The organism is Pseudarthrobacter sp. NIBRBAC000502772 (assembly GCF_006517235.1).
Lineage (GTDB): Bacteria > Actinomycetota > Actinomycetes > Actinomycetales > Micrococcaceae > Arthrobacter.
Genome location: NZ_CP041188.1, coordinates 47,070 through 64,773, shown reverse-complemented (window position 1 = coordinate 64,773; position 17,704 = coordinate 47,070). Strand labels below are relative to the sequence as shown.

17 protein-coding genes and 1 pseudogene are annotated in these 17,704 nt (G+C 64.0%); 6 read left to right on the top strand and 12 right to left on the bottom strand.

Annotated features, from left to right (window positions below; all coding sequences use genetic code 11):
• Positions 1 to 55 precede the first annotated feature (55 nt).
• On the top strand, positions 56 to 2,713 hold the full coding sequence (gene clpB, locus NIBR502772_RS00350) for an ATP-dependent chaperone ClpB (RefSeq protein ID WP_141138611.1): 2,658 nt from the start codon (positions 56 to 58) through the stop codon (positions 2,711 to 2,713).
• A 12-nt stretch (positions 2,714 to 2,725) separates the two neighbouring features.
• Here clpB and NIBR502772_RS00345 read toward each other — a convergent pair whose 3' ends face one another.
• Together NIBR502772_RS00345 and NIBR502772_RS00340 are read right to left on the bottom strand one after the other, a co-directional pair.
• Positions 2,726 to 3,160, bottom strand: a complete 435-nt coding sequence (locus NIBR502772_RS00345) for an ester cyclase (RefSeq protein WP_141138610.1) — start codon at positions 3,158 to 3,160, stop codon at positions 2,726 to 2,728.
• Positions 3,161 to 3,264: 104 nt separating this feature from the next.
• Positions 3,265 to 5,895, bottom strand: coding sequence for a LuxR C-terminal-related transcriptional regulator (locus NIBR502772_RS00340; protein WP_141138609.1), 2,631 nt, complete (start codon positions 5,893 to 5,895; stop codon positions 3,265 to 3,267).
• A gap of 394 nt (positions 5,896 to 6,289) precedes the next feature.
• Between NIBR502772_RS00340 and NIBR502772_RS00330 the strand changes: the two genes are divergently transcribed.
• Entirely contained in the window at positions 6,290 to 6,670 is a 381-nt protein-coding gene (locus NIBR502772_RS00330; RefSeq protein ID WP_141138607.1) for a RidA family protein, read from the top strand.
• Between the two features lie 19 nt (positions 6,671 to 6,689).
• Here NIBR502772_RS00330 and NIBR502772_RS00325 read toward each other — a convergent pair whose 3' ends face one another.
• The 3 genes from NIBR502772_RS00325 to NIBR502772_RS00310 form a co-directional block, all read right to left on the bottom strand.
• Positions 6,690 to 7,373 carry a DUF4166 domain-containing protein gene (locus tag NIBR502772_RS00325; protein WP_141138606.1) on the bottom strand — a complete coding sequence of 228 codons (684 nt, stop codon included), beginning with the start codon at positions 7,371 to 7,373 and terminating at the stop codon, positions 6,690 to 6,692.
• A 747-nt stretch (positions 7,374 to 8,120) separates the two neighbouring features.
• Positions 8,121 to 8,594, bottom strand: coding sequence for a hypothetical protein (locus NIBR502772_RS00315; RefSeq protein ID WP_210412356.1), 474 nt, complete (start codon positions 8,592 to 8,594; stop codon positions 8,121 to 8,123).
• 44 nt (positions 8,595 to 8,638) lie between these two features.
• The gene (locus NIBR502772_RS00310; RefSeq protein ID WP_141138604.1) at positions 8,639 to 9,217 is read right to left on the bottom strand and encodes a DinB family protein; all 579 of its coding nucleotides are present in this window, start codon (positions 9,215 to 9,217) and stop codon (positions 8,639 to 8,641) included.
• Positions 9,218 to 9,331: 114 nt separating this feature from the next.
• On the opposite strand from NIBR502772_RS00310, the gene NIBR502772_RS22255 reads away from it, so the two are divergent.
• Both NIBR502772_RS22255 and NIBR502772_RS00305 read left to right on the top strand, forming a co-directional pair.
• Positions 9,332 to 9,475, top strand: a complete 144-nt coding sequence (locus NIBR502772_RS22255; RefSeq protein ID WP_168223462.1) for a hypothetical protein — start codon at positions 9,332 to 9,334, stop codon at positions 9,473 to 9,475.
• Positions 9,472 to 9,945 (top strand): DUF1990 family protein, encoded by a 474-nt coding sequence (locus NIBR502772_RS00305; protein WP_141138603.1) that lies wholly within the window; start codon positions 9,472 to 9,474, stop codon positions 9,943 to 9,945. The genes NIBR502772_RS22255 and NIBR502772_RS00305 overlap by 4 nt, the downstream gene beginning before the upstream one ends.
• 143 nt (positions 9,946 to 10,088) lie before the next feature.
• Here NIBR502772_RS00305 and NIBR502772_RS00300 read toward each other — a convergent pair whose 3' ends face one another.
• The 4 genes from NIBR502772_RS00300 to NIBR502772_RS00285 form a co-directional block, all read right to left on the bottom strand.
• Complete coding sequence (locus NIBR502772_RS00300; protein WP_141138602.1) at positions 10,089 to 10,544, bottom strand: GNAT family N-acetyltransferase; 456 nt, start codon at positions 10,542 to 10,544, stop codon at positions 10,089 to 10,091.
• A 13-nt stretch (positions 10,545 to 10,557) separates the two neighbouring features.
• Positions 10,558 to 11,244: an SDR family NAD(P)-dependent oxidoreductase gene (locus NIBR502772_RS00295; RefSeq protein ID WP_141138601.1), complete on the bottom strand. Its 687-nt coding sequence runs from the start codon at positions 11,242 to 11,244 to the stop codon at positions 10,558 to 10,560.
• Between the two features lie 68 nt (positions 11,245 to 11,312).
• Positions 11,313 to 11,846, bottom strand: a complete 534-nt coding sequence (locus tag NIBR502772_RS00290; RefSeq protein ID WP_141138600.1) for a hypothetical protein — start codon at positions 11,844 to 11,846, stop codon at positions 11,313 to 11,315.
• Between the two features lie 98 nt (positions 11,847 to 11,944).
• Positions 11,945 to 12,586, bottom strand: coding sequence for a septum formation family protein (locus NIBR502772_RS00285; RefSeq protein WP_141138599.1), 642 nt, complete (start codon positions 12,584 to 12,586; stop codon positions 11,945 to 11,947).
• A gap of 275 nt (positions 12,587 to 12,861) precedes the next feature.
• Between NIBR502772_RS00285 and NIBR502772_RS00280 the strand changes: the two genes are divergently transcribed.
• Both NIBR502772_RS00280 and NIBR502772_RS00275 read left to right on the top strand, forming a co-directional pair.
• Entirely contained in the window at positions 12,862 to 13,095 is a 234-nt protein-coding gene (locus NIBR502772_RS00280; RefSeq protein WP_056341155.1) for a DUF3073 domain-containing protein, read from the top strand.
• 229 nt (positions 13,096 to 13,324) lie between these two features.
• Complete coding sequence (locus tag NIBR502772_RS00275) at positions 13,325 to 14,104, top strand: VOC family protein (protein ID WP_141138598.1); 780 nt, start codon at positions 13,325 to 13,327, stop codon at positions 14,102 to 14,104.
• Between the two features lie 55 nt (positions 14,105 to 14,159).
• Here NIBR502772_RS00275 and purM read toward each other — a convergent pair whose 3' ends face one another.
• The 3 genes and pseudogenes from purM to NIBR502772_RS22985 all read right to left on the bottom strand — a co-directional run.
• Complete coding sequence (gene purM, locus NIBR502772_RS00270) at positions 14,160 to 15,329, bottom strand: phosphoribosylformylglycinamidine cyclo-ligase (RefSeq protein ID WP_141138597.1); 1,170 nt, start codon at positions 15,327 to 15,329, stop codon at positions 14,160 to 14,162.
• Positions 15,326 to 17,005: an amidophosphoribosyltransferase gene (purF, locus tag NIBR502772_RS00265; RefSeq protein WP_141138596.1), complete on the bottom strand. Its 1,680-nt coding sequence runs from the start codon at positions 17,003 to 17,005 to the stop codon at positions 15,326 to 15,328. The genes purM and purF overlap by 4 nt, the downstream gene beginning before the upstream one ends.
• 200 nt (positions 17,006 to 17,205) lie before the next feature.
• Positions 17,206 to 17,331, bottom strand: a pseudogene (locus NIBR502772_RS22985) (IS701 family transposase); the annotation flags it as partial.
• Between the last annotated feature and the right edge of the window lie 373 nt (positions 17,332 to 17,704).

Genomic DNA, 17,704 nt, shown 5'->3' with positions numbered 1-17,704 from the left:
TTGAGCGTTGTAGACTCAACTTAGCGAAAATGCGCATCCCCGGAAGGAGCTCTCTTTGGACGTCAAATTCACCACCAAGAGCCAGGAGGCTCTTTCGGCAGCAGCCATGAACGCCTCCACGGCAGGAAATCCCCAGGTGGAACCGGCCCACCTGCTCAAGGCGCTGATGGATCAGCGGGAGGGCGTCGCCGTCGCGCTTCTCCGCGCCACGGGCGCAGACCCGGATACCGTCAGCGTGCAGGCGAGCGGCGCCATCAAGGCGCTGCCGGCAACGTCGGGCGGCTCCACACAGCAGGCCCAGCTGTCCCGCCCCGCGCTGCTGGCCATCCAGAACGCCAAAAACGAGGCCGACCGGCTGGGTGACACGTATGTATCCACCGAAGTGCTGCTGCTGGGGCTCTCTGCCGGGAGTGACGCCGTCGGGCGGTTAATGCGCGACGCCGGTGCCTCCCATGAAGCGCTGCTCGCCGCCCTGCCGGGTGTCCGCGGCGACCGCAAGGTCACCACGCCGGACCCGGAAAACACGTTCCAGTCGCTCGAGAAGTTCGGCACCGACCTGACGGCGATGGCGCGTGCGGGCAAGCTGGACCCGGTGATCGGCCGCGACACCGAAATCCGGCGCATCATCCAGGTGCTGAGCCGGCGCACCAAGAACAACCCAGTGATCATTGGTGAGCCCGGTGTGGGCAAGACCGCCGTAGTGGAGGGTCTGGCCCAGCGGATTGTGGCAGGCGACGTCCCGGAGAGCCTTCGCGGCAAGACCCTGATCGCCCTGGACCTTGCCTCCATGGTGGCGGGAGCCAAGTACCGCGGCGAATTCGAGGAACGGCTCAAGGCAGTCCTCGAGGAGATCAAGAACTCCGAAGGCCAGATCGTCACCTTCATTGACGAGATCCACCAGGTGGTGGGCGCCGGTGCCACTGGCGAGTCCTCGATGGATGCGGGCAACATGCTCAAGCCCATGCTGGCGCGCGGTGAACTGCGGCTGATCGGGGCCACCACCCTCGACGAATACCGCGAGAACATCGAGAAGGACGCGGCCCTGGAGCGCCGGTTCCAGCAGGTGTACGTGGGCGAGCCAAGCGTGGAGGACACCATCGGCATCCTCCGCGGCCTGAAGGAGCGCTACGAGGCGCACCACAAGGTGACCATCGCGGACTCCGCCCTGGTTGCCGCCGCCACGCTGTCCAACCGCTACATCTCGGGCCGCCAGCTGCCGGACAAGGCCATCGACCTGGTGGATGAAGCCGCGTCCCGGCTGCGCATGGAGATCGATTCCGCGCCGGAGGAGATCGACCAGCTGCGCCGCGCCGTGGACCGGCTCACCATGGAGGAGCTGGCCCTTGCCAACGAAAAGGACGCGGCCTCAGTGGAGCGACTGGCCGCAATCCGTGCGGACAAAGCGGACAAAGGCGAGGAGCTGTCGGCACTCAACGCCCGCTGGGAGGCGGAGAAGGCTGGCCTGAACCGCGTGGGCGACCTGAAAGCCAAGCTCGACGAGCTCCGCTCCACGGCGGACAAGGCGCAGCGTGAAGGCGACCTGGAGACGGCGTCGCGGATCCTTTATGGCGAGATTCCGGCAGTGGAACGTGAACTGAACGCCGCCGCCGCAGCCGAAGAGGCGGTGACGGACAAACCTGCCCCGATGGTGGCTGACGAGGTCACGGCGGACGACATTGCCGAGGTCATTTCCGCGTGGACGGGCATTCCGGCCGGGCGCATGCTGCAGGGTGAAAGCCAGAAGCTGCTCCACATGGAGGAGGAGATCGGCAAACGCCTGATCGGCCAGGCCAAGGCGGTGGCCGCGGTGTCCGACGCCGTCCGCCGTGCGCGGGCCGGCATCAGCGATCCCAACCGGCCCACGGGTTCGTTCCTGTTTCTGGGGCCCACGGGCGTGGGCAAGACCGAGCTGGCCAAGGCGCTCGCGGATTTCCTGTTCGACGACGAACGCGCCATGGTGCGGATCGACATGTCCGAGTACGGCGAGAAGCACTCGGTGGCGCGGCTGGTGGGCGCCCCTCCGGGATACATCGGCTACGAGGAGGGCGGCCAGCTGACGGAGGCCGTCCGCCGTCGGCCGTACTCTGTGATCCTGCTGGACGAGGTGGAAAAGGCCCATCCGGAGGTTTTCGACATCCTCCTGCAGGTGCTCGACGACGGCCGCCTCACCGATGGCCAGGGCCGCACCGTGGACTTCCGCAACGCCATCCTGGTCCTCACCTCCAACCTGGGCAGCCAGTTCCTGGTGGACCAGTCGCTGGACGCGCAGGCCAAGCGGACCGCGGTCATGACCATGGTCAACGCTTCCTTCAAGCCGGAGTTCCTGAACCGGCTGGACGAGATTGTGCTGTTTGAAGCCCTGACCGTTGACGAGCTGGCTGAGATTGTGGAACTGCAGGTGGCCGAGCTCGGCAGGCGGCTGCACGATCGCCGGCTCAGCTTGGAAGTGTCCGATGGCGCCCGCGCCTGGCTGGCCATGTCCGGCTTTGATTCCGCGTACGGTGCCCGGCCGCTGCGCCGACTGGTGCAGAAGGAGATCGGCGACCGCCTGGCCAAAGCAATCCTGTCCGGCGACATCGCGGACGGTGACACGGTGCTGGTGGACACCGCGACCGACGTCGACGAACTCACCATTGAGGGACTCGAGGCGCTCGCAGGACCCGACGGCGGTGCTCCCGCCGGCACGGGCCTGGTGGTGCGGCGGAAGGAGTAGGCACTCAGGGGGTTAGCCCGCGGTTTGTGCCTGGGAGGGCACAGCGGTGAGTTGCTGTTTGATGTCCTCCCAGTTCGTCGCCACGCGGCGTTCCACTATGAGTCCATCCACCACCCGCTCCAGGGTCAGGCTCTCGCTGGTAATGGGAGCGCCGGTCGGGGCGATCCCTTGGAATTCGCCGCCGCTATGCACTGCATGCATAGTCACTCGGCATGCGACCAGGTCTCCTTCGGCGATCTGGTCTTCCAGGGTGAAACTGGTGCCGCTGAACATGGTGTTCCAGCCTTTGATGGCCGTCAGCAATGTGTCCCGGTCCACCGGTTCAGTGTTTCCGTGCACGTACGCTTGGAGTTTGGGCGACAGTACGCGGGCGAGCGCGGCCTCGTCTTGGTCCTCAAAGGCCCGGAAGAACGTGCGTACCACTTCCTTGTTCTGGTCAGTAGTCATTGGACTTTCCCTTTCGGTGCTTATCCGGGAATCTCCGGATAAGCACAGATTAGGATCATGCGGCACAGCCCAACTCCGTGTACGCACCCAATTGGCGGGGGGAATCAGTGACGTCGGGGAGGGTTTTTGCGGGGGATTGCCAAGGTGTCCTGTTCTGGCCCCAGACCATGGCGGAACGCGTAGTTGGCGGCAGCCGTGCGGGCTGCCGGGCCATCCACTCCAATTTTCAGGTAGACGTTGGCGGTATGCCTCTCGATCGTACGCAGGCTGAGCCCCAGCCCCACGGCGATGGTCTGATTGGTCTCGCCTGCTGCAATGAGGTGGAGCACCTGGACTTCGCGTGGTGTTAGGCGGACGGCCGGTGAACCGGGGGATTCTGGCAAAACTGAAGGCGCCTGCGGCTCCAGCAGGTCATTCACTAAAGAACCGGTCTCCTGCGGCGTCAGGGTCCGGCCTGCCGCGAGGTGTTCGCGGAAGGCGTCCTCTCCGAGAAGGGCCGTGGCCGTGGACGCCGTGCGGACGAATTCGGCCCGGTCAAACGCCCAGAGCACTGCACCGTACTGGTCGAGCCGTCCTTGTACGGCACCAAGCAGCAACGCCGATGTCCGGGGCGACCCTACTGATGCGGCTGCAGAAGCCCAGGCGGCCAAGGCCATGGTGACGCCCCAGTCGTCATTGCCGTCCTGTGCCACCCGCATTGACTCGCCAAGGTGATGGCGGGCTCCTTCGAGGTCACCGCGGGCCCTGGCCACTTGTCCCAGCCGGACGCACCGCCGTGCAATGGCGAATGAGTGGCCCAGCTGGCGGGCGAGCACCTGGCTTTTCTCGTAGCAATCGGCTGCCTTGCCAACGTCTCCCTGCAGGAACGAGGCATCTCCCAAAGCGAAGAGGCAAGCTGAGGTCCACCACTGGTCACCTGCCTCCTGTTCCAATGCCAACCCTCGTGCCGCCAGAGCCGCGGCCCGTGGAGCGTCCGTGCCCATAGTTGCGTGGGCCAGATAGTGCAGCTGCCGACCCACAGCCGCAGGATCTTCCAGCTCAGCGAAAATGGCGGCAGCTTCCTCCCAATGGGTTCGCGCCTCATCAATTTGCCCTGCATGGACTGCGAGGAATCCCGTGGATTCGTGGAGACTTGCCAGGACTTGATGCGGAATTGGATGGGGGCTGGCAAGGTAGCGCCGGGACCACATCAGCCCTTCCGCGAATTCACCGCGCAATTGCCACACCTGGGAGAGGGTGCAAACGATCTCGGCTCCGGACTCTATTCCTTCCGGCACGTCGAGGCCCCAGGCCATCGCCGCCCTGAAATTGTCCCGGTCCTGCTCCAGGCGCAGTGTCCAGGCGGGCTGCTTTGGGCCGTTCAGTTCTCCGCGCGCCTCCATCGCAACGGCAGCAAACCGGGCTGCGTGGGATCTGCGCAGCAAGGATCTTTCTTCCGCCGCCCTCAATTGCTCGTCAGCGTACTGGCGGATGACTTCGAGCAGCCGGAATCGCCGGGCGCCGCCACGCGGCCGTTCCACCACCACCAGGGATTGGTCGACAAGGTCGGAGAGCACGGTGAGGATGTCCGCCGCCGCCAGCGTCCCGCTTGGACAGATTGCTTCAGCGTCTTCCAAGGACCATCGGCCCGCAAAGACAGCCAGCCGTCTGAACAGCGTCTGCGCGGACTCAGAGAGGAGCCCGTGGCTCCAATCCAGAGCCGCACGAAGAGTGGCATGTCTCTGTGCGCCGACTGGTCCGCTGCCGGTGAGGAGCACTAAGGCGAGCTCCAGGCGTTCAGCGAGTTGCGCCGTCGTCAGCATTTTGATCCGGCTCGCCGCCAACTCGATGGCGAGAGGGAGTCCATCCAGCCGGCGGCAGACCCGTGCCAGAGGGGCAGCGTTTTGCGCGGTTACGGCGAAGCCCGGAACCACCATGCAGGCGCGTTCGGTGAAGAGCCTGACTGATTCACACGCGGCGATCTCTGCGGGCGGAAGTTCTTCGGATGCCGGCACCGGCAGAGGGTCAAGCTGCCAGGTTCTTGCTGCCTCGAGAGGCAGCGGCACTCGGCTGGTAATCAGGATGTGCAGTCGCGCACAGCCAGCCAGTAGTTCCACACTGACTTTGGCGCACTCCCGGGCGATATGCTCACAGTTGTCCAGCACCAACAACGCCGGCGTAGCTCCTAAATGTTCAGCAAGAGCCGGGATCTCGCCTTGGCCAGGCTTGATGAAGACGCCGAGGGCTGATGCGATGGTGGATGCCACGAGCTGCGGGTTGGCCGTGCCCGTGAGATCGGTCCAGTAGACCTGCCGATTCGAGTGTTCTCCGGCCTTCGCCGCCACAGCCAGCGCCAGTCGCGTTTTACCGGATCCCGCGGCGCCGGTGACGACTAGCAAACGGGTGGCACCAGCATCCAGCCAGCTCAGCAACGAGGCCGTCTCACGATTCCGGCCGATAAAGCTTGTCAGGGGCCTGGGAGCGGTGCCGGAAGGATGGGGCGCAGACTCGAGTGGTGCGTTCTCCGGGACCGACAGGGCTAACTGACGTGCCCGCAGTACCGCATCCTGGCGCGTGTGGACGCCGAGCTTATGAAATACCTGACGTAGATACCACTTCACCGAACTGGGCGCGATGCTCAGCCGAGCGGCAATTTCGGCGCTGTCCAGACCGTCCGCGAGGAGAATCGCCACCTCGGTCTCCCTGGCCGTCAGGGGCTGGGTGGTCTCGGGAATCTGGGCTCTGATCTGCGACATATCCTGCACCGTTTTAGCAACGAAGTACGAGGCGAGGCCTGTTCCTTAGGGTCCATCCCCAACGGCCAGGCCGACCAGTACCTAATTGTCCTCCTGGCTGTTCCATTTGTCCGGCCTAAATTCCGCGTACGGTGATAGGGAGCTTGTGGACACCGCGGCCGACGTCGACGAACTCACCATCGAAGGGCTGAAGGCTCTGGCAGGACCCGACGTCGACGCTCCCGCCAGCACCAGCAGGTAGCCGGTCGGCAGATCGCTGCTCCAGCGTCGCGGCTCGCGGACCAGGACCTGCGACGCCAGCTGCTCGGGGGTGGGTAGGCTGTTGGGCGCAGGCGACGGACCCCACTGGTGACACAATATCCGTGCTTCAGACCGAGGTCGCCCGAAGGAATCCATGCCCCGCTATCACTTCAGTCCTCAGCTCTACCAATCTGCAGCCCCGTTTTCCCATTACGTTGAACAACGAAATACCGGATATACCTCGGGCATCATCGGCCAGCGCCGTGATACTGGAGAGCTGGTCTCTGACGATGTCTCCCAGCAGTGCGATGCGATGCTGACGAATCTCCAGGTCCTGCTGGACGAACAGGGGCTGACGCTGAAGGATTTACTGCGAACCACCATTTATCTGACTGACTACAAAGACTTCCAAGCCATCAACGACGTCTATTCCAGGCGTTTGCACGAACCGTATCCTGTCCGCACCACTGTTCAGGTGGCTGCCCTGCCACTAGGCGCCAAAGTGCAGATTGATTCCGTGGTGGCTGTACCCTAACGGAATATTCGCCAGGCCGCTATTCGCGGCTTTCCTCCCTTAGCGGCTTGAGGTGCGCCGGGATCGCTGTGCCGGAAAGAGACGGATACGTGCACGTGAACTCTCCTCGGTATCCGAAGAGAAATCCGACGACGGGGTTCCGCACCTGCATCTGAATCGTAAACACCCCGCGAATGTCATCGAAGCCCTCGTACAGGTCAGCAGTACCTGTGCAGACGGCGGGAAACGTGAATCCTGCGAAGCCTTCGTAGAACCGCTGCGCCCCTGATTGGAGGTGCAGCGATCCATCGGCCAAGACCTCCAGTTCGAGGTCGGTGGCCAGATGCTGGTGGGTGCCGAGGTAGTCGACAATCCCACCACTTCGTTCGCTGTGCACCATAGTGGCGTCGAAGCGGCGTCTCTTGGACGAGGGCAGGTCCAAAGTCCTGACGAACGTGACGGTAGGGCGGCCAAACCCGTCAATGTAGGGATAGTTCTCGATCGTGAACGGGATGTCATTGCCCTGGTCCGGGAAGAGAATATTGCGGTAGGCACCCAGTCGCAGAAACGGTACCGTCCACCACGCACCCCGGCGGACTTCGGAGAAGACACCATGTCCGACGCATCCGTAGCCCGCTTCGGTGTCAACGCCGAAGCGCTTCTGCAGCATGGGGTGCAGCCTTTGGAAGTCTTGCCCCAATGCCACCTCAAAGATCGAAGCCACGGCTATTCGCCTCCTTCAGTCTGCGAACGGAAATCACCTGTGGGTGCAGCCAACCCGGCCAGGGCAGAGGGGGCGCGGCCTGAGCGCGCGTCCGGAGTACTCCGCAGGCAGCGCCCTGCCCTCGGCACAGTCCAATGGGACGGGAACATCCAGGTGGTCAGTGCCACCGTCACTCCCAGGGCTGCCAGGCCAGCGGTTCGACTGGTGAGGGCCCTGCGGAGCAGGGCGCCGGCTGCCAGGACGCCGCCTGCTCTCGCTGCGGCGTCGACAAACCACCGGTTGCGGCAGTCTCTGGGATCCAGGTCTGCCTCCGCCCACAGCCTCAGGCGGTCGAAGCTTATTGCTGTTGCCCAACCCAGAGCGGGCCGGAACACGTGCGAGTCCAGGACTTTGCCGAGAGCGCCCATTCCCGGCTGATAGTTGTACCCCGTGATAAACCGAAGACCATCCTCTATCGGCACATACCGCCAATACCCCGAACCAGACCCGATAGGAGAGAAGGGGTCGGCAGTATCGAACTTCAGCAGCGATGTTGCCCGCCCATCGGATCGATGCCTATGCCCCAGCGATGTTCCGTTCCCCCGGATAATGTGTAGTGGGAGGCGGAACTCGTAACGAAAATGGAGAAGTCCCTGATCATCTCCTCCGGTGGGGACTATCTGGGAGAATCGCAGATCCCACCGGGCGTGCATTGCGGGGTCCTGGCTAAGAGCCCATACGTGTTCCATAGGGGCGCGGATGCTGGTCTCAACGTAGATCGGTTTGTGTTTTCGCAGGCTCATTCCCGCCAAAGTTTTCCCCCATTCCAGCATCATAAGGTGCAACTTGAGGCCACTCCCGTTCATGGGGCGCGACAATTACCTGGACGTCGTCTTCATACAACAGCCGCCCTGGATCGTTTGAATGGAGCACCTGCCACCCAACGTCATACCGGCTCAGGAGGTCCGTGTAGAACTCAACGCGGACGAGCAAATGCACAGCTGTGCACTTGAACCAAGCCTCCGCTGTTGGGTTGATTGCATGGTCGTATATCGATTTATCCACCGTCGACGGGTTCAAATATGCGGAATCGTAGTGGTCATTTGAGCGCCGCCAGGAAGCCCGGTCCTGGGTGCTGAGTCTGCCGCCGTTTGCTAAGCCGTTGGCGAGATTGAAGATGCCCGGGTAGCGTCCACGGCCATTGGCGATGCCTGCCTGGTAGCGCACATACTTCGAGTCCATGGTTCCCAACTGATCACGTGTCCGAACTTTCGTAGGCGCTGGATTTATCGTCCGGCTTGGCGTGCAGCGGCCTCGATCCGGGACCGATAGGCAGCCCATTCGTCAGATGTGCGGCTTGGTACGTTCGGATCTTGGGGTCCGTTGCCCGCTGTGCCGTCGATCAGCTCGCGCAAAATGTCGGCATGCCCTGCATGCCGGGCTGTCTCGACAATCACGTGAACCAGGATCTGATGGAGGTTCACACGTCGGCGCTCGGGCGTCCACCAAGGTACTTCACCTGCAGAGTCGAGGCTGAGTGACTCTATTGTCGCGTCGCTTTGTCGAGCGGAGAAATGGTAGAAGTCAATGATGTCTGCCCGGCTCTCGTCGGCCGTTGCCCACATATCATCGTCAACCTCCCCAGCTTCAGACAACCAGGGCACTTCCCGGCCGTGCGGTCTGCCGAAGACGTCGCTGAAGTATTCCAATTGCACGCCACCGACGTGCTTGACCAGCCCCAGGAGGTTGGTAGCTGTGGGCGTCATCGGACGGCGAATGTCGTACTCACTGACGCCGTCGAGTTTCGCGAGAAGATCTGCCCTTCGAAGGCGAAGGTACCCAAGTAAGTCAGCTTTTTGATCCATATCCCTCACTCTGCCCTAGGGCGGCGCCTATTGCCGCAAACAACATGGTGGCCACCTGACGTAGGCTTTCAACGTCCGAACGGGACTGCAAAACTTCTTGGGGGAGAGCAACACATGGATATTGTCCTTCCGGCCGTTTTTGCGGCCATTTTCTTTTACGTCCTCTATGGGGTCATCCGGGCGGCGACGCGGGACGGAATCATTGCTGCCCGAAAGGCCGAGAAGGCTGACGCAACCCGACCCGACGGCTCCGTGTGACCAGCCCGGACTTACGGCCGTGGCCTCCCAGTGATCGCAAATACCGTCGGTCAGAAGTCACCGCCATAGTAGGAAGCGGCGACCTTGTTTGGCAGCGCGCTGCATCAGAGGTGCTCCGTTGGAAGGTAAAAACCGCGAGTGGTTTTGATGTGGACACCACGAGCCCGGTGTCGCCAGGCGACCGTGTAGTCGTTACAGCGCGCACGTTCGGCCTCACTATTCTAGAGCCGGTCGAAGTGGTGGCTGTTGTGCAGGAACCCGGCCGAAGCGGGTTCTCATACCGGACCATGCCAGGCCATCCTGTCAACCGTGAAGATGCGTTCATCGTCCACCGTCATGGCGACGTCGTGCACCTCACCATCCGCTCCCTGACCCGGGCGGCCGTTCAGCAACCCTGGCGAGTGCTCTACCCGATCCTCCTGGTGGCGCAGCGAATCGTGCGGAGGCGATACCTGCGGGCTCTCCTATGAGTTGGGCGAAACTAGTTGCCCGTAAGGGTGACCGTTTCGGTCGTAGACTCATCTCGCGCCACAGCAGTCTCGTGGGAACAACAGTATGGGGGTGCTGGAAATGCCACAGTTAACGTCCGGCCGCCACTGCCAGTAGTGGCGTCCTAACTCTCGTACCCGAAGCGTTTGACGAGCAGTTCCTCGGCAGGAGCAAACCCGTACCTGGCATAGAAGGTCTTTGATTCGGCAGAGGGGGAGAGGACGATCCGGGCTGCCTTGATGCTCTGTGAGAATTGAATCGCCGCCTCCAATAGCTGGCCTCCCACTCCGCAGTTGCGATAGTCGGCAGCGACGAATGCGTTCCCGAGATACACCCAGCAGGTCGACTTCCTGCCGGGTTTAGGCATCCGGTCAAAGACCATGAGATTCAGCATTCCGATAAGCGTGCCGTCCAGATCTGCGACGAACATGGTGCGCGCGTTATTTTCCTGCCAGGCTCGGTAGTCACTCTCGAAGTCCGGATCCTCGGTCGATTCCCCTATTTGCTCTGCAACCCACGTGGCCCGCAGACGGATGAGGCTGGGCGTATCAGCGGTGTTTGCCTGTCGAATCAGGAGCATCCGCCTACTTTAGCTACCAAGGGAGGTCCGGTTCCCCGAGTGAGCAGAACCGGGGCGAGGTGCTGTCGCCGGAGTCGACGAGCTCTCGCAGTTGCGCGGCAGCTGCGCGGGGATCCTTGGACGCGTCAGCCTGTCCCATGTCGGTCGCCAGTTTGCCCGGGTGCACTGCCCAGCAACGGACGCGCCCCTGAAGGTCCTGAGCCAACGCGATGGTCAGCATGTTCTGCGCCGCCTTGGAGATCTTGTAGGCATAACTTGTTGATAGGTCCGCGAAGGTACCGCTGGCCTGGGCGGCAAGGGAGCCCAGACGTGAGGTCATGTTGATGACGATCGGGTCAGGCGCCGCCAGCAGGTTTGGCAACAGGAACTGCACCAGTCGCAACGGACCCGCGGCGTTTACGTCGACCGCGTTCAAGACTCCATCGGCTGGAATCGATCCCAGCTCACCATGGGCCGCTCCTTGGGCCGCGTTGTTGATCAGCAAATCGACGGGGCGGCCGTCCAGGCCGTCCAGAAGCTCTGAGGCATCGTTGGATCGAACATCGTGCCGCACGGTTACGACGTCGGACGGAGCGGCTGGGGCGTCTGGCTCCAGTGAACGCGTGAGGGCGATGACGCTCCAGCCGCCCTCCGAGAACTCATTCACGAGGGACAGGCCCAACCCTCGGTTGGCGCCGGTGACGACAGCAAGCTTCTTCATCCGATCAGGCTAGCCGCGTCACGAAGCGCTCGCCGTCGTGAGCGCTGCGCTCAATCTCCTCCACGCCGCTACGACGCGGGGACGAGCCTGAAGGCATAGCGTCCGTCTGGGCCGCTGCCGGGATTCATGGTGAAGTCTGCACCGTCGGTGTCCAGCTTCACTTGCGCCGCGAACACCCCGCCGTCGCAGGCGACCCGGACTGGTTCAAGAACGGCGGCGCCTGCCCAGCTCGCCACTGACATCTCGACGTCGGCGGGTCCTTCGCACAGGAAGTGCAGTTCGTAATTGCCGGGCTTGGCCGTCATCCCGTAGCCGGTGGTTGAATTCGAACTGGCGCTGCCCGCCACTTGGCCGGGCAGCGCCGGTTTCAGCTGCTGCGATGACCAGTCACTCATGTCTTTGAACGATGAAGCCCGCGGGTCGCTGTTCGGCGCCAAAGTAACGCCCGTTGACCGGGGCTGCGCCGTTGCGCCTTGGGACGAGGAGCCGGCTGCACCTACAGTCGGGCCACCGTACTCACAGCCCGTCAGCGACACCACCAGTGCGGCCGAAACGAACAGGACCCGTGTGCGCTGAGTCTGCGTCCCCCAAAGAGCTGACATGCCCCGAGTCTAAACCCCCAGCCCGAAGGTCAACCCAGCGGACCGCCGAACGCAATGAAGCCGTAGGCTCTCTATCCGTTCGCGGGTAATGCGGTCTGTTAGGGCAGCGCGCTGGCGTTGATGACATTCCCGCCGTCGGCCGTGACATAGCAGTCCACACGCCGGTCGCCTGATTCCCAACTGGTGCTGCTGGGGTAGGCCCGCTGGAAGTTCAGCGTGTACTCGTTCGCTGCCGGTCCCAGCTTCGCCGCCTGGCAGGCCTCCAGGGCCTTGGCGGCCAGGGCCTCCCGGCCCGGATAGGAGCCAACGGCGGGGTAGCGGAAGACAGCCACAAGCTGGGCTGAGTGGCCGGTATCGCAGGCCACCACCGTTGACCGCAAAGCCTCGGGGTCAAAATCCTTGAAGCAGTCGCCCAGCCGGTAGTCCGGCGGCTCCACACCCTCACGGGGGAGGGGGAGCGGGGTGGCCAGGGGAGTGGGAGTGGTTTCCACGACCACGGAGCCGCCGTCGCCGGTCGTTTCCGGTGCCACGGAATCCAGCCACGCGGCGAGCCACACCAGGCCTCCCACCACACCGAGCAGAACCACCACGAAGACAGTCTTCAGGAGCGTAGATGCGACCCGCCGCGGCTTCCGTGCCGGGGGCTCCACCGCAGTTGCCGGAACAGCCACGTGAGGCAATCCGGCGGTGGGCGGAGCGGCAGGTTTGGGCGGGACGGGGCGCGGTTCCTGGTTGTCCATCCGGATACCCCTCCTGGGTTTAGCCTCGGGATGCTGGATTCTCCGGGCACCCGGATCGGCAGCTGATGAAGAGACTCTATCCAACAAAAAAGCCGGGAACCGTGCGCGTCGCGGCGGTAAGGGTACCCGACATGGCGTCCGCGCGCACGGGCCGGGGCGCACCGTGCGCGGAAAGCATGTAATCTAGGTGTTACGACAAATTGACCAAACATTCCGGGGCCTCACCGATAGCCAAGGTGACCACCTCCGGTCCGAGTACAAAAGGGGGTCACGCCATGGGGCGCGGCCGTCAAAAGGCAAAAGCTACCAAGCAGGCTCGGGATATTAAGTACTATTCCCCGAACACTGACTATTCGGCCCTTCAGCGAGAGCTCAAAGGTCCTGAAGGTCGTGCCACGAGCCATTTCGCGAATGACCCGGTTGAACCGGACTATTCGGCTTATGTGGATAAGTACGCGGACGATTTGGAAGAAGACGACGACGAGGTACACACCCGTCGGATCGGCTAGTTGTTGCACGCCGGCCCCGCCGCAAGGCGCCCGGCCCCGCGACGCTGCAGTACGTTCGGACACCGTTCGTTAGTACAGCGCTTCTTTTCAGCACCCCGGATCCCAGCGGACCCGCGGTGCTGGCCTCAGTTATCAGGCCCGTTGCCTGCTCCGGAACCCGGTGCCGGCGGCGGGCTTTTTGGTGTTGACTGGAGGCGTTGATGCGTGTGCCGCCCGCGAAAGGACCCCCATGCCAGGAAACTCCTCATCCCCCAGCTACCGCTACGGTGAACCGTGCTGGGCTGACGTCCAGACCCGGGACGTGGAGGCAGCCAAGGCCTTCTACGCGGCGGTGTTCGGGTGGAGCTTCAAGGACCAGCCCACGCCCGATGGCCGCAGCTATGCCCAGGCGTTCGTGGGCGAGGACCTGGTGGCCGTGGTGGCGCCGCAGAACCCGCACCAGGAATCTCTCGGCACGCACGCCCAATGGAACATCTACTTCGCGGCCGAGGACGCCGGTGCGCTGGCAGAGGAAGTTCCCCACGCCGGCGGCGCAGTGCAGTTCGGCCCTGAGGAAGTGGCGGACACCGGCGTGATGGTGTTTGTGGATCCTCCCGGCGGCGGGACCACCGGCGTGTGGCAGCCCGGAACGCACACGGGCTCCGGCCGGTACAACGAGGCCGGTGCGCTGTCCTGGACAGAGCTGCTGACGCCCGAGCCGCGGGCCGCCGTCGGGTTCTTCCAGCAGCTGTTCGGCCACGACGTGACCGAGTATCCCCAGGACGACGGCGGGACGTACAGCACGCTGATGGTGAACGGCGCGGAGGTGGCCGGGATAGTCGCTGCCGAGGCGCCTGCCAGGTGGCAGATCTACTTCGGCGTCACCGACGTGGCCGAGGCTGTGCGGAAGGCCGTGGCTGCGGGGGCGGAAGTGCTGATCGCGCCGGAACCGGACGACGACGATACGCCCGGCGCCACGGCCACCCTCCGGGACCCGCAGGGCGGTGAGTTCAGCCTGCTGGAGGTTTAAACGCGGATGCCCCGCAGCCGCCGGTTGGCGGTTGCGGGGCACTCGAGGACGGACTTTAGGCGTAGGCGTTGACCAGGCGGACGGCGCCGCCGTCAACACCCTTGGCACCCTGGACGTAGTCCGGACCGGTCTTGAGGATGGAGTCCGAGTCCGCGGTGACGGTGCCCATGATCCAGGACGGGACGCCGCGGTCGTTGAGGCGGGCCACGGCGGCGTCGGCGGCTTCGGCGGACACTATGGCCACCATGCCCACGCCGAGGTTCAGCGTGCGCTCGAGGTCGGCCAGCGGGACGTTGCCCAGCTCGGAGACCAGCTTGAAGATGGCCGGAAGCTCCCAGGTGGCACGGTCCACGGTGGCCACGAGGCCCTGCGGCAGCACGCGGGCCAGGTTGGCGGCCAGGCCGCCGCCGGTGACGTGGCTGAAGCCGTGCACGGCTGCACCCCCGGCGGAGCCGCTGACCGGGAAGGCGCGGGCAAGGTCCAAGCAGTCTGCAGCGTAGACGCGGGTGGGTTCCAGCAGTTCCTCGCCCAGCGTGCGGCCGAGTTCGGAGACCTGGCGGTCCAGTGCCCAGCCGGCGTGGTTGATGACGCGGCGGACCAGGGAGTAGCCGTTGGAGTGCAGGCCGGAGGAGGCCATGCCGATCACAACGTCGCCGGCGCGGACGCGGTCCGGGCCCAGCAGGTCGGAGGCCTCGACAACACCGGTGGCGGCGCCGGCAACATCGTATTCGTGCTCGCCCAGGAGGCCGGGGTGCTCGGCGGTTTCGCCGCCCACCAGGGCGGTGCCGGCGACGGAGCAGGCCGCGGCGATGCCACGGACGATGTCCGCGATGCGTTCCGGGACAACCTTGCCGCAGGCGATGTAATCGGTCATAAAGAGCGGCTCGGCGCCCACTACGACGATGTCGTCAACCACCATGCCCACCAGGTCAAAGCCGATGGTGTCGTGGATGTCCATGGCCTGGGCAATGGCAACCTTGGTGCCCACGCCGTCGGTGGACGTGGCCAGCAGCGGGCGCTTGAAGGTCAGCAGGCGCGAGACGTCGTACAGGCCGGCGAACCCGCCCACTCCGCCGATGACGGAGGAATTGTGGGTGGCCTTCACGGCACCCTTCATCAGCTCCACGGCACGGTCGCCGGCTTCAACGTCAACACCGGCGGAGGCGTACGTGATGCCTGCGGGGCTCAGTGGGCTGTTGCCGGCGGCGGGGGTTGCGGAAGTCATACGGACTCTTTCTTTTCAGCGCCGGGGGTGGTGGCTACGTGGTGGATCGCGGGCACGTGGTCTTCTTCGGTGAGCAGGTTCTCGAACTCGGCGTCCGGTCCCGGATCGCAGCCGGTGGCGCCGGCCTTGTCCGCCGGGTCCTCCTCGGCGTCGATGGCCAGCGCCACCGTTGCGCCGGGGAGGGCAGAGGGCGACGGCGTGAGACCGCCGAGGTCGGTACGCTCCAGCAGGTTCTTGCCCAGTTTGTCCGCGCCCGGGAGCTCGATGGGGTACGTGCCGGTGAAGCAGGCGGTGCAGAGGCGCTCGCGCGGCTGCCTGGTGGCGTTGATCATGCCGTCTTCGGAGATGTACGCCAGGGAATCGGCGCCGATGGCCTGGGAGATTTCCTCGATGGTGGCGCCGTTGGCGATCAGTTCCGCTCGGGAAGCGAAGTCGATGCCATAGAAGCACGGCCATTTGACCGGCGGGGACGAGATCTTGATGTGGACGGACGCGGCGCCGGCCTCGCGGAGCATCCGGACAATGGCGCGCTGGGTGTTGCCGCGGACGATCGAGTCATCCACCACCACGACGCGCTTGCCGCGGATCACGGACTCGAGGGCGTTCAGCTTGAGCCGGATGCCCAGCTGGCGCAGGGTCTGCGAGGGTTGGATGAACGTGCGGCCAACGTAGGAGTTCTTGACGAAGCCGTGCGCAAACGGGATGCCGGATTCCTCGGCGTAGCCCACGGCGGCCGGGGTGCCGGACTCCGGGACCGGGATGACGATGTCCGCGTCCTGGGTGTTTTCGCGGGCCAGCTGGCGGCCCATCTCCACGCGGGACTCGTACACGGAGCGTCCCGCGATGGCGGCGTCCGGACGCGCGAGGTAAACGTATTCGAAAACGCAGCCGGCCGGCGTCGCCTCCGCGAAGCGCTTGGAACGCACGCCGTCCTCGTCGATGGCGATGAATTCGCCCGGCTCGATTTCGCGGATGAAGCTGGCGCCCACGGTGGCCAGGGCGGACTGCTCGGAGGCAACCACCCAGCCGCGCTCCAGCCGGCCCAGGACCAGCGGGCGGATGCCGTACGTATCGCGTGCGGCGTAGAGGGTGCCTTCGTCCATAAACACGAAGCAGAAGCCGCCCTTGATCTTCGGCAGCAGCTCCATGGCGGTTTGTTCGAGGGTTTTGCCCTCCTCGCCTTCGAGCAGTGCCGTGACGAGGGCGGTGTCCGAGGTGTTGCCCTGCTTCATTTCGCCGCTGAGCTGGCCGCCGTTGCGTTCCATGATCATGGCGTTGAGCTCGGCCGTGTTGGTCAGGTTGCCGTTGTGCGCCAGGGCAACCGTGCCGGTGCTGGTGGCGCCGAGGGTGGGCTGGGCGTTGGCCCAGTGGCTGGCTCCGGTGGTGGAGTAGCGGCAGTGTCCCACCGCCAGGTGCCCGGTCAGGGTGTTCAGCGTGGTCTCGTCGAAGACCTGGGATACGAGGCCCATGTCCTTGTAGACGTTGATCCGCTTGCCGTCACTGGTAGCTATACCAGCCGACTCCTGACCGCGGTGCTGCAATGCATACAGCCCGTAATAGGTGAGTTTTGCTACTTCTTCACCTGGCGCCCAGACCCCGAAAACGCCACAAGCGTCCTGAGGTCCCTTTTCGCCAGGGAGAAGATCATGAGAAAGTTTTCCATCGCCGCGTGCCACTGGTCGATTATCTCACGAGATGAGGTAAGACTTTTCCGCTGCGGCCATTGTGACCAGGCCGCAGGCCGGACAACCGTGCTGGCGCCTGTGATGGCGCCTAGTACAACAGTCTCGTTTATGCGGTGTGTCCGCGGGCCCTGCAATGACAATTTCGCGCGCGATGTTTGTTTCCGTCGCCAGGTTGAATGTTCCAGGACGTGGTTGGGGCTGTGGCAGATGTAGTACGCCAGATCGGTCGGGTCTTTCGGGGACCGGCGGGCCAGCAGCCAGTGTTCTCCGCTTTCAGCGGGTCCGCACCCAGGAGTAGCGGCGGTCACCCTTGGGCCCGGCCCGGCCCGACTGCGCGGGTTCGCCAGGCATTGGCGCGCAGGGAAGTGATGAGTTTATCCGCACGCCGTTGCTCGCCGGTCCTGGTGGTGGGGGCGATGACTTATCAACACTCACCACCAACGATTAACAGGCTCCCTGCCGATAGCCCGGTTAAACCGCCGATACAGCTCAAATCAAACGCGACTGTAGTGCTAGCCAGATTCGGGACATTGCCCATAACGCGGCTTTCGACGATCGTATCGATATCGTTGCCGCCGGGTGGAAGTTGAAGTTGTCGAAATGGCTGCGATAGACCCGGGAAAAAGAGGGCCACATCCGAGCGAGTCCCCTGGCTTGCAGAGTCTCTGGCCATAGCAATCGGCTCGATTC

Bases quoted from the DNA above. Each gene is read 5' to 3' on its own strand.
- NIBR502772_RS00345 (WP_141138610.1), bottom strand. From the start codon at position 3,160: ATGACTACTGACCAGAACAAGGAAGTGGTACGCACGTTCTTCCGGGCC.
- NIBR502772_RS00340 (WP_141138609.1), bottom strand. From the start codon at position 5,895: ATGTCGCAGATCAGAGCCCAGATTCCCGAGACCACCCAGCCCCTGACG.
- NIBR502772_RS00330 (WP_141138607.1), top strand. From the start codon at position 6,290: ATGCCCCGCTATCACTTCAGTCCTCAGCTCTACCAATCTGCAGCCCCG.
- NIBR502772_RS00315 (WP_210412356.1), bottom strand. From the start codon at position 8,594: ATGGACTCGAAGTATGTGCGCTACCAGGCAGGCATCGCCAATGGCCGT.
- NIBR502772_RS00310 (WP_141138604.1), bottom strand. From the start codon at position 9,217: ATGGATCAAAAAGCTGACTTACTTGGGTACCTTCGCCTTCGAAGGGCA.
- NIBR502772_RS22255 (WP_168223462.1), top strand. From the start codon at position 9,332: ATGGATATTGTCCTTCCGGCCGTTTTTGCGGCCATTTTCTTTTACGTC.
- NIBR502772_RS00300 (WP_141138602.1), bottom strand. From the start codon at position 10,544: ATGCTCCTGATTCGACAGGCAAACACCGCTGATACGCCCAGCCTCATC.
- NIBR502772_RS00295 (WP_141138601.1), bottom strand. From the start codon at position 11,244: ATGAAGAAGCTTGCTGTCGTCACCGGCGCCAACCGAGGGTTGGGCCTG.
- NIBR502772_RS00290 (WP_141138600.1), bottom strand. From the start codon at position 11,846: ATGTCAGCTCTTTGGGGGACGCAGACTCAGCGCACACGGGTCCTGTTC.
- NIBR502772_RS00285 (WP_141138599.1), bottom strand. From the start codon at position 12,586: ATGGACAACCAGGAACCGCGCCCCGTCCCGCCCAAACCTGCCGCTCCG.
- NIBR502772_RS00280 (WP_056341155.1), top strand. From the start codon at position 12,862: ATGGGGCGCGGCCGTCAAAAGGCAAAAGCTACCAAGCAGGCTCGGGAT.
- NIBR502772_RS00275 (WP_141138598.1), top strand. From the start codon at position 13,325: ATGCCAGGAAACTCCTCATCCCCCAGCTACCGCTACGGTGAACCGTGC.
- purM (WP_141138597.1), bottom strand. From the start codon at position 15,329: ATGACTTCCGCAACCCCCGCCGCCGGCAACAGCCCACTGAGCCCCGCA.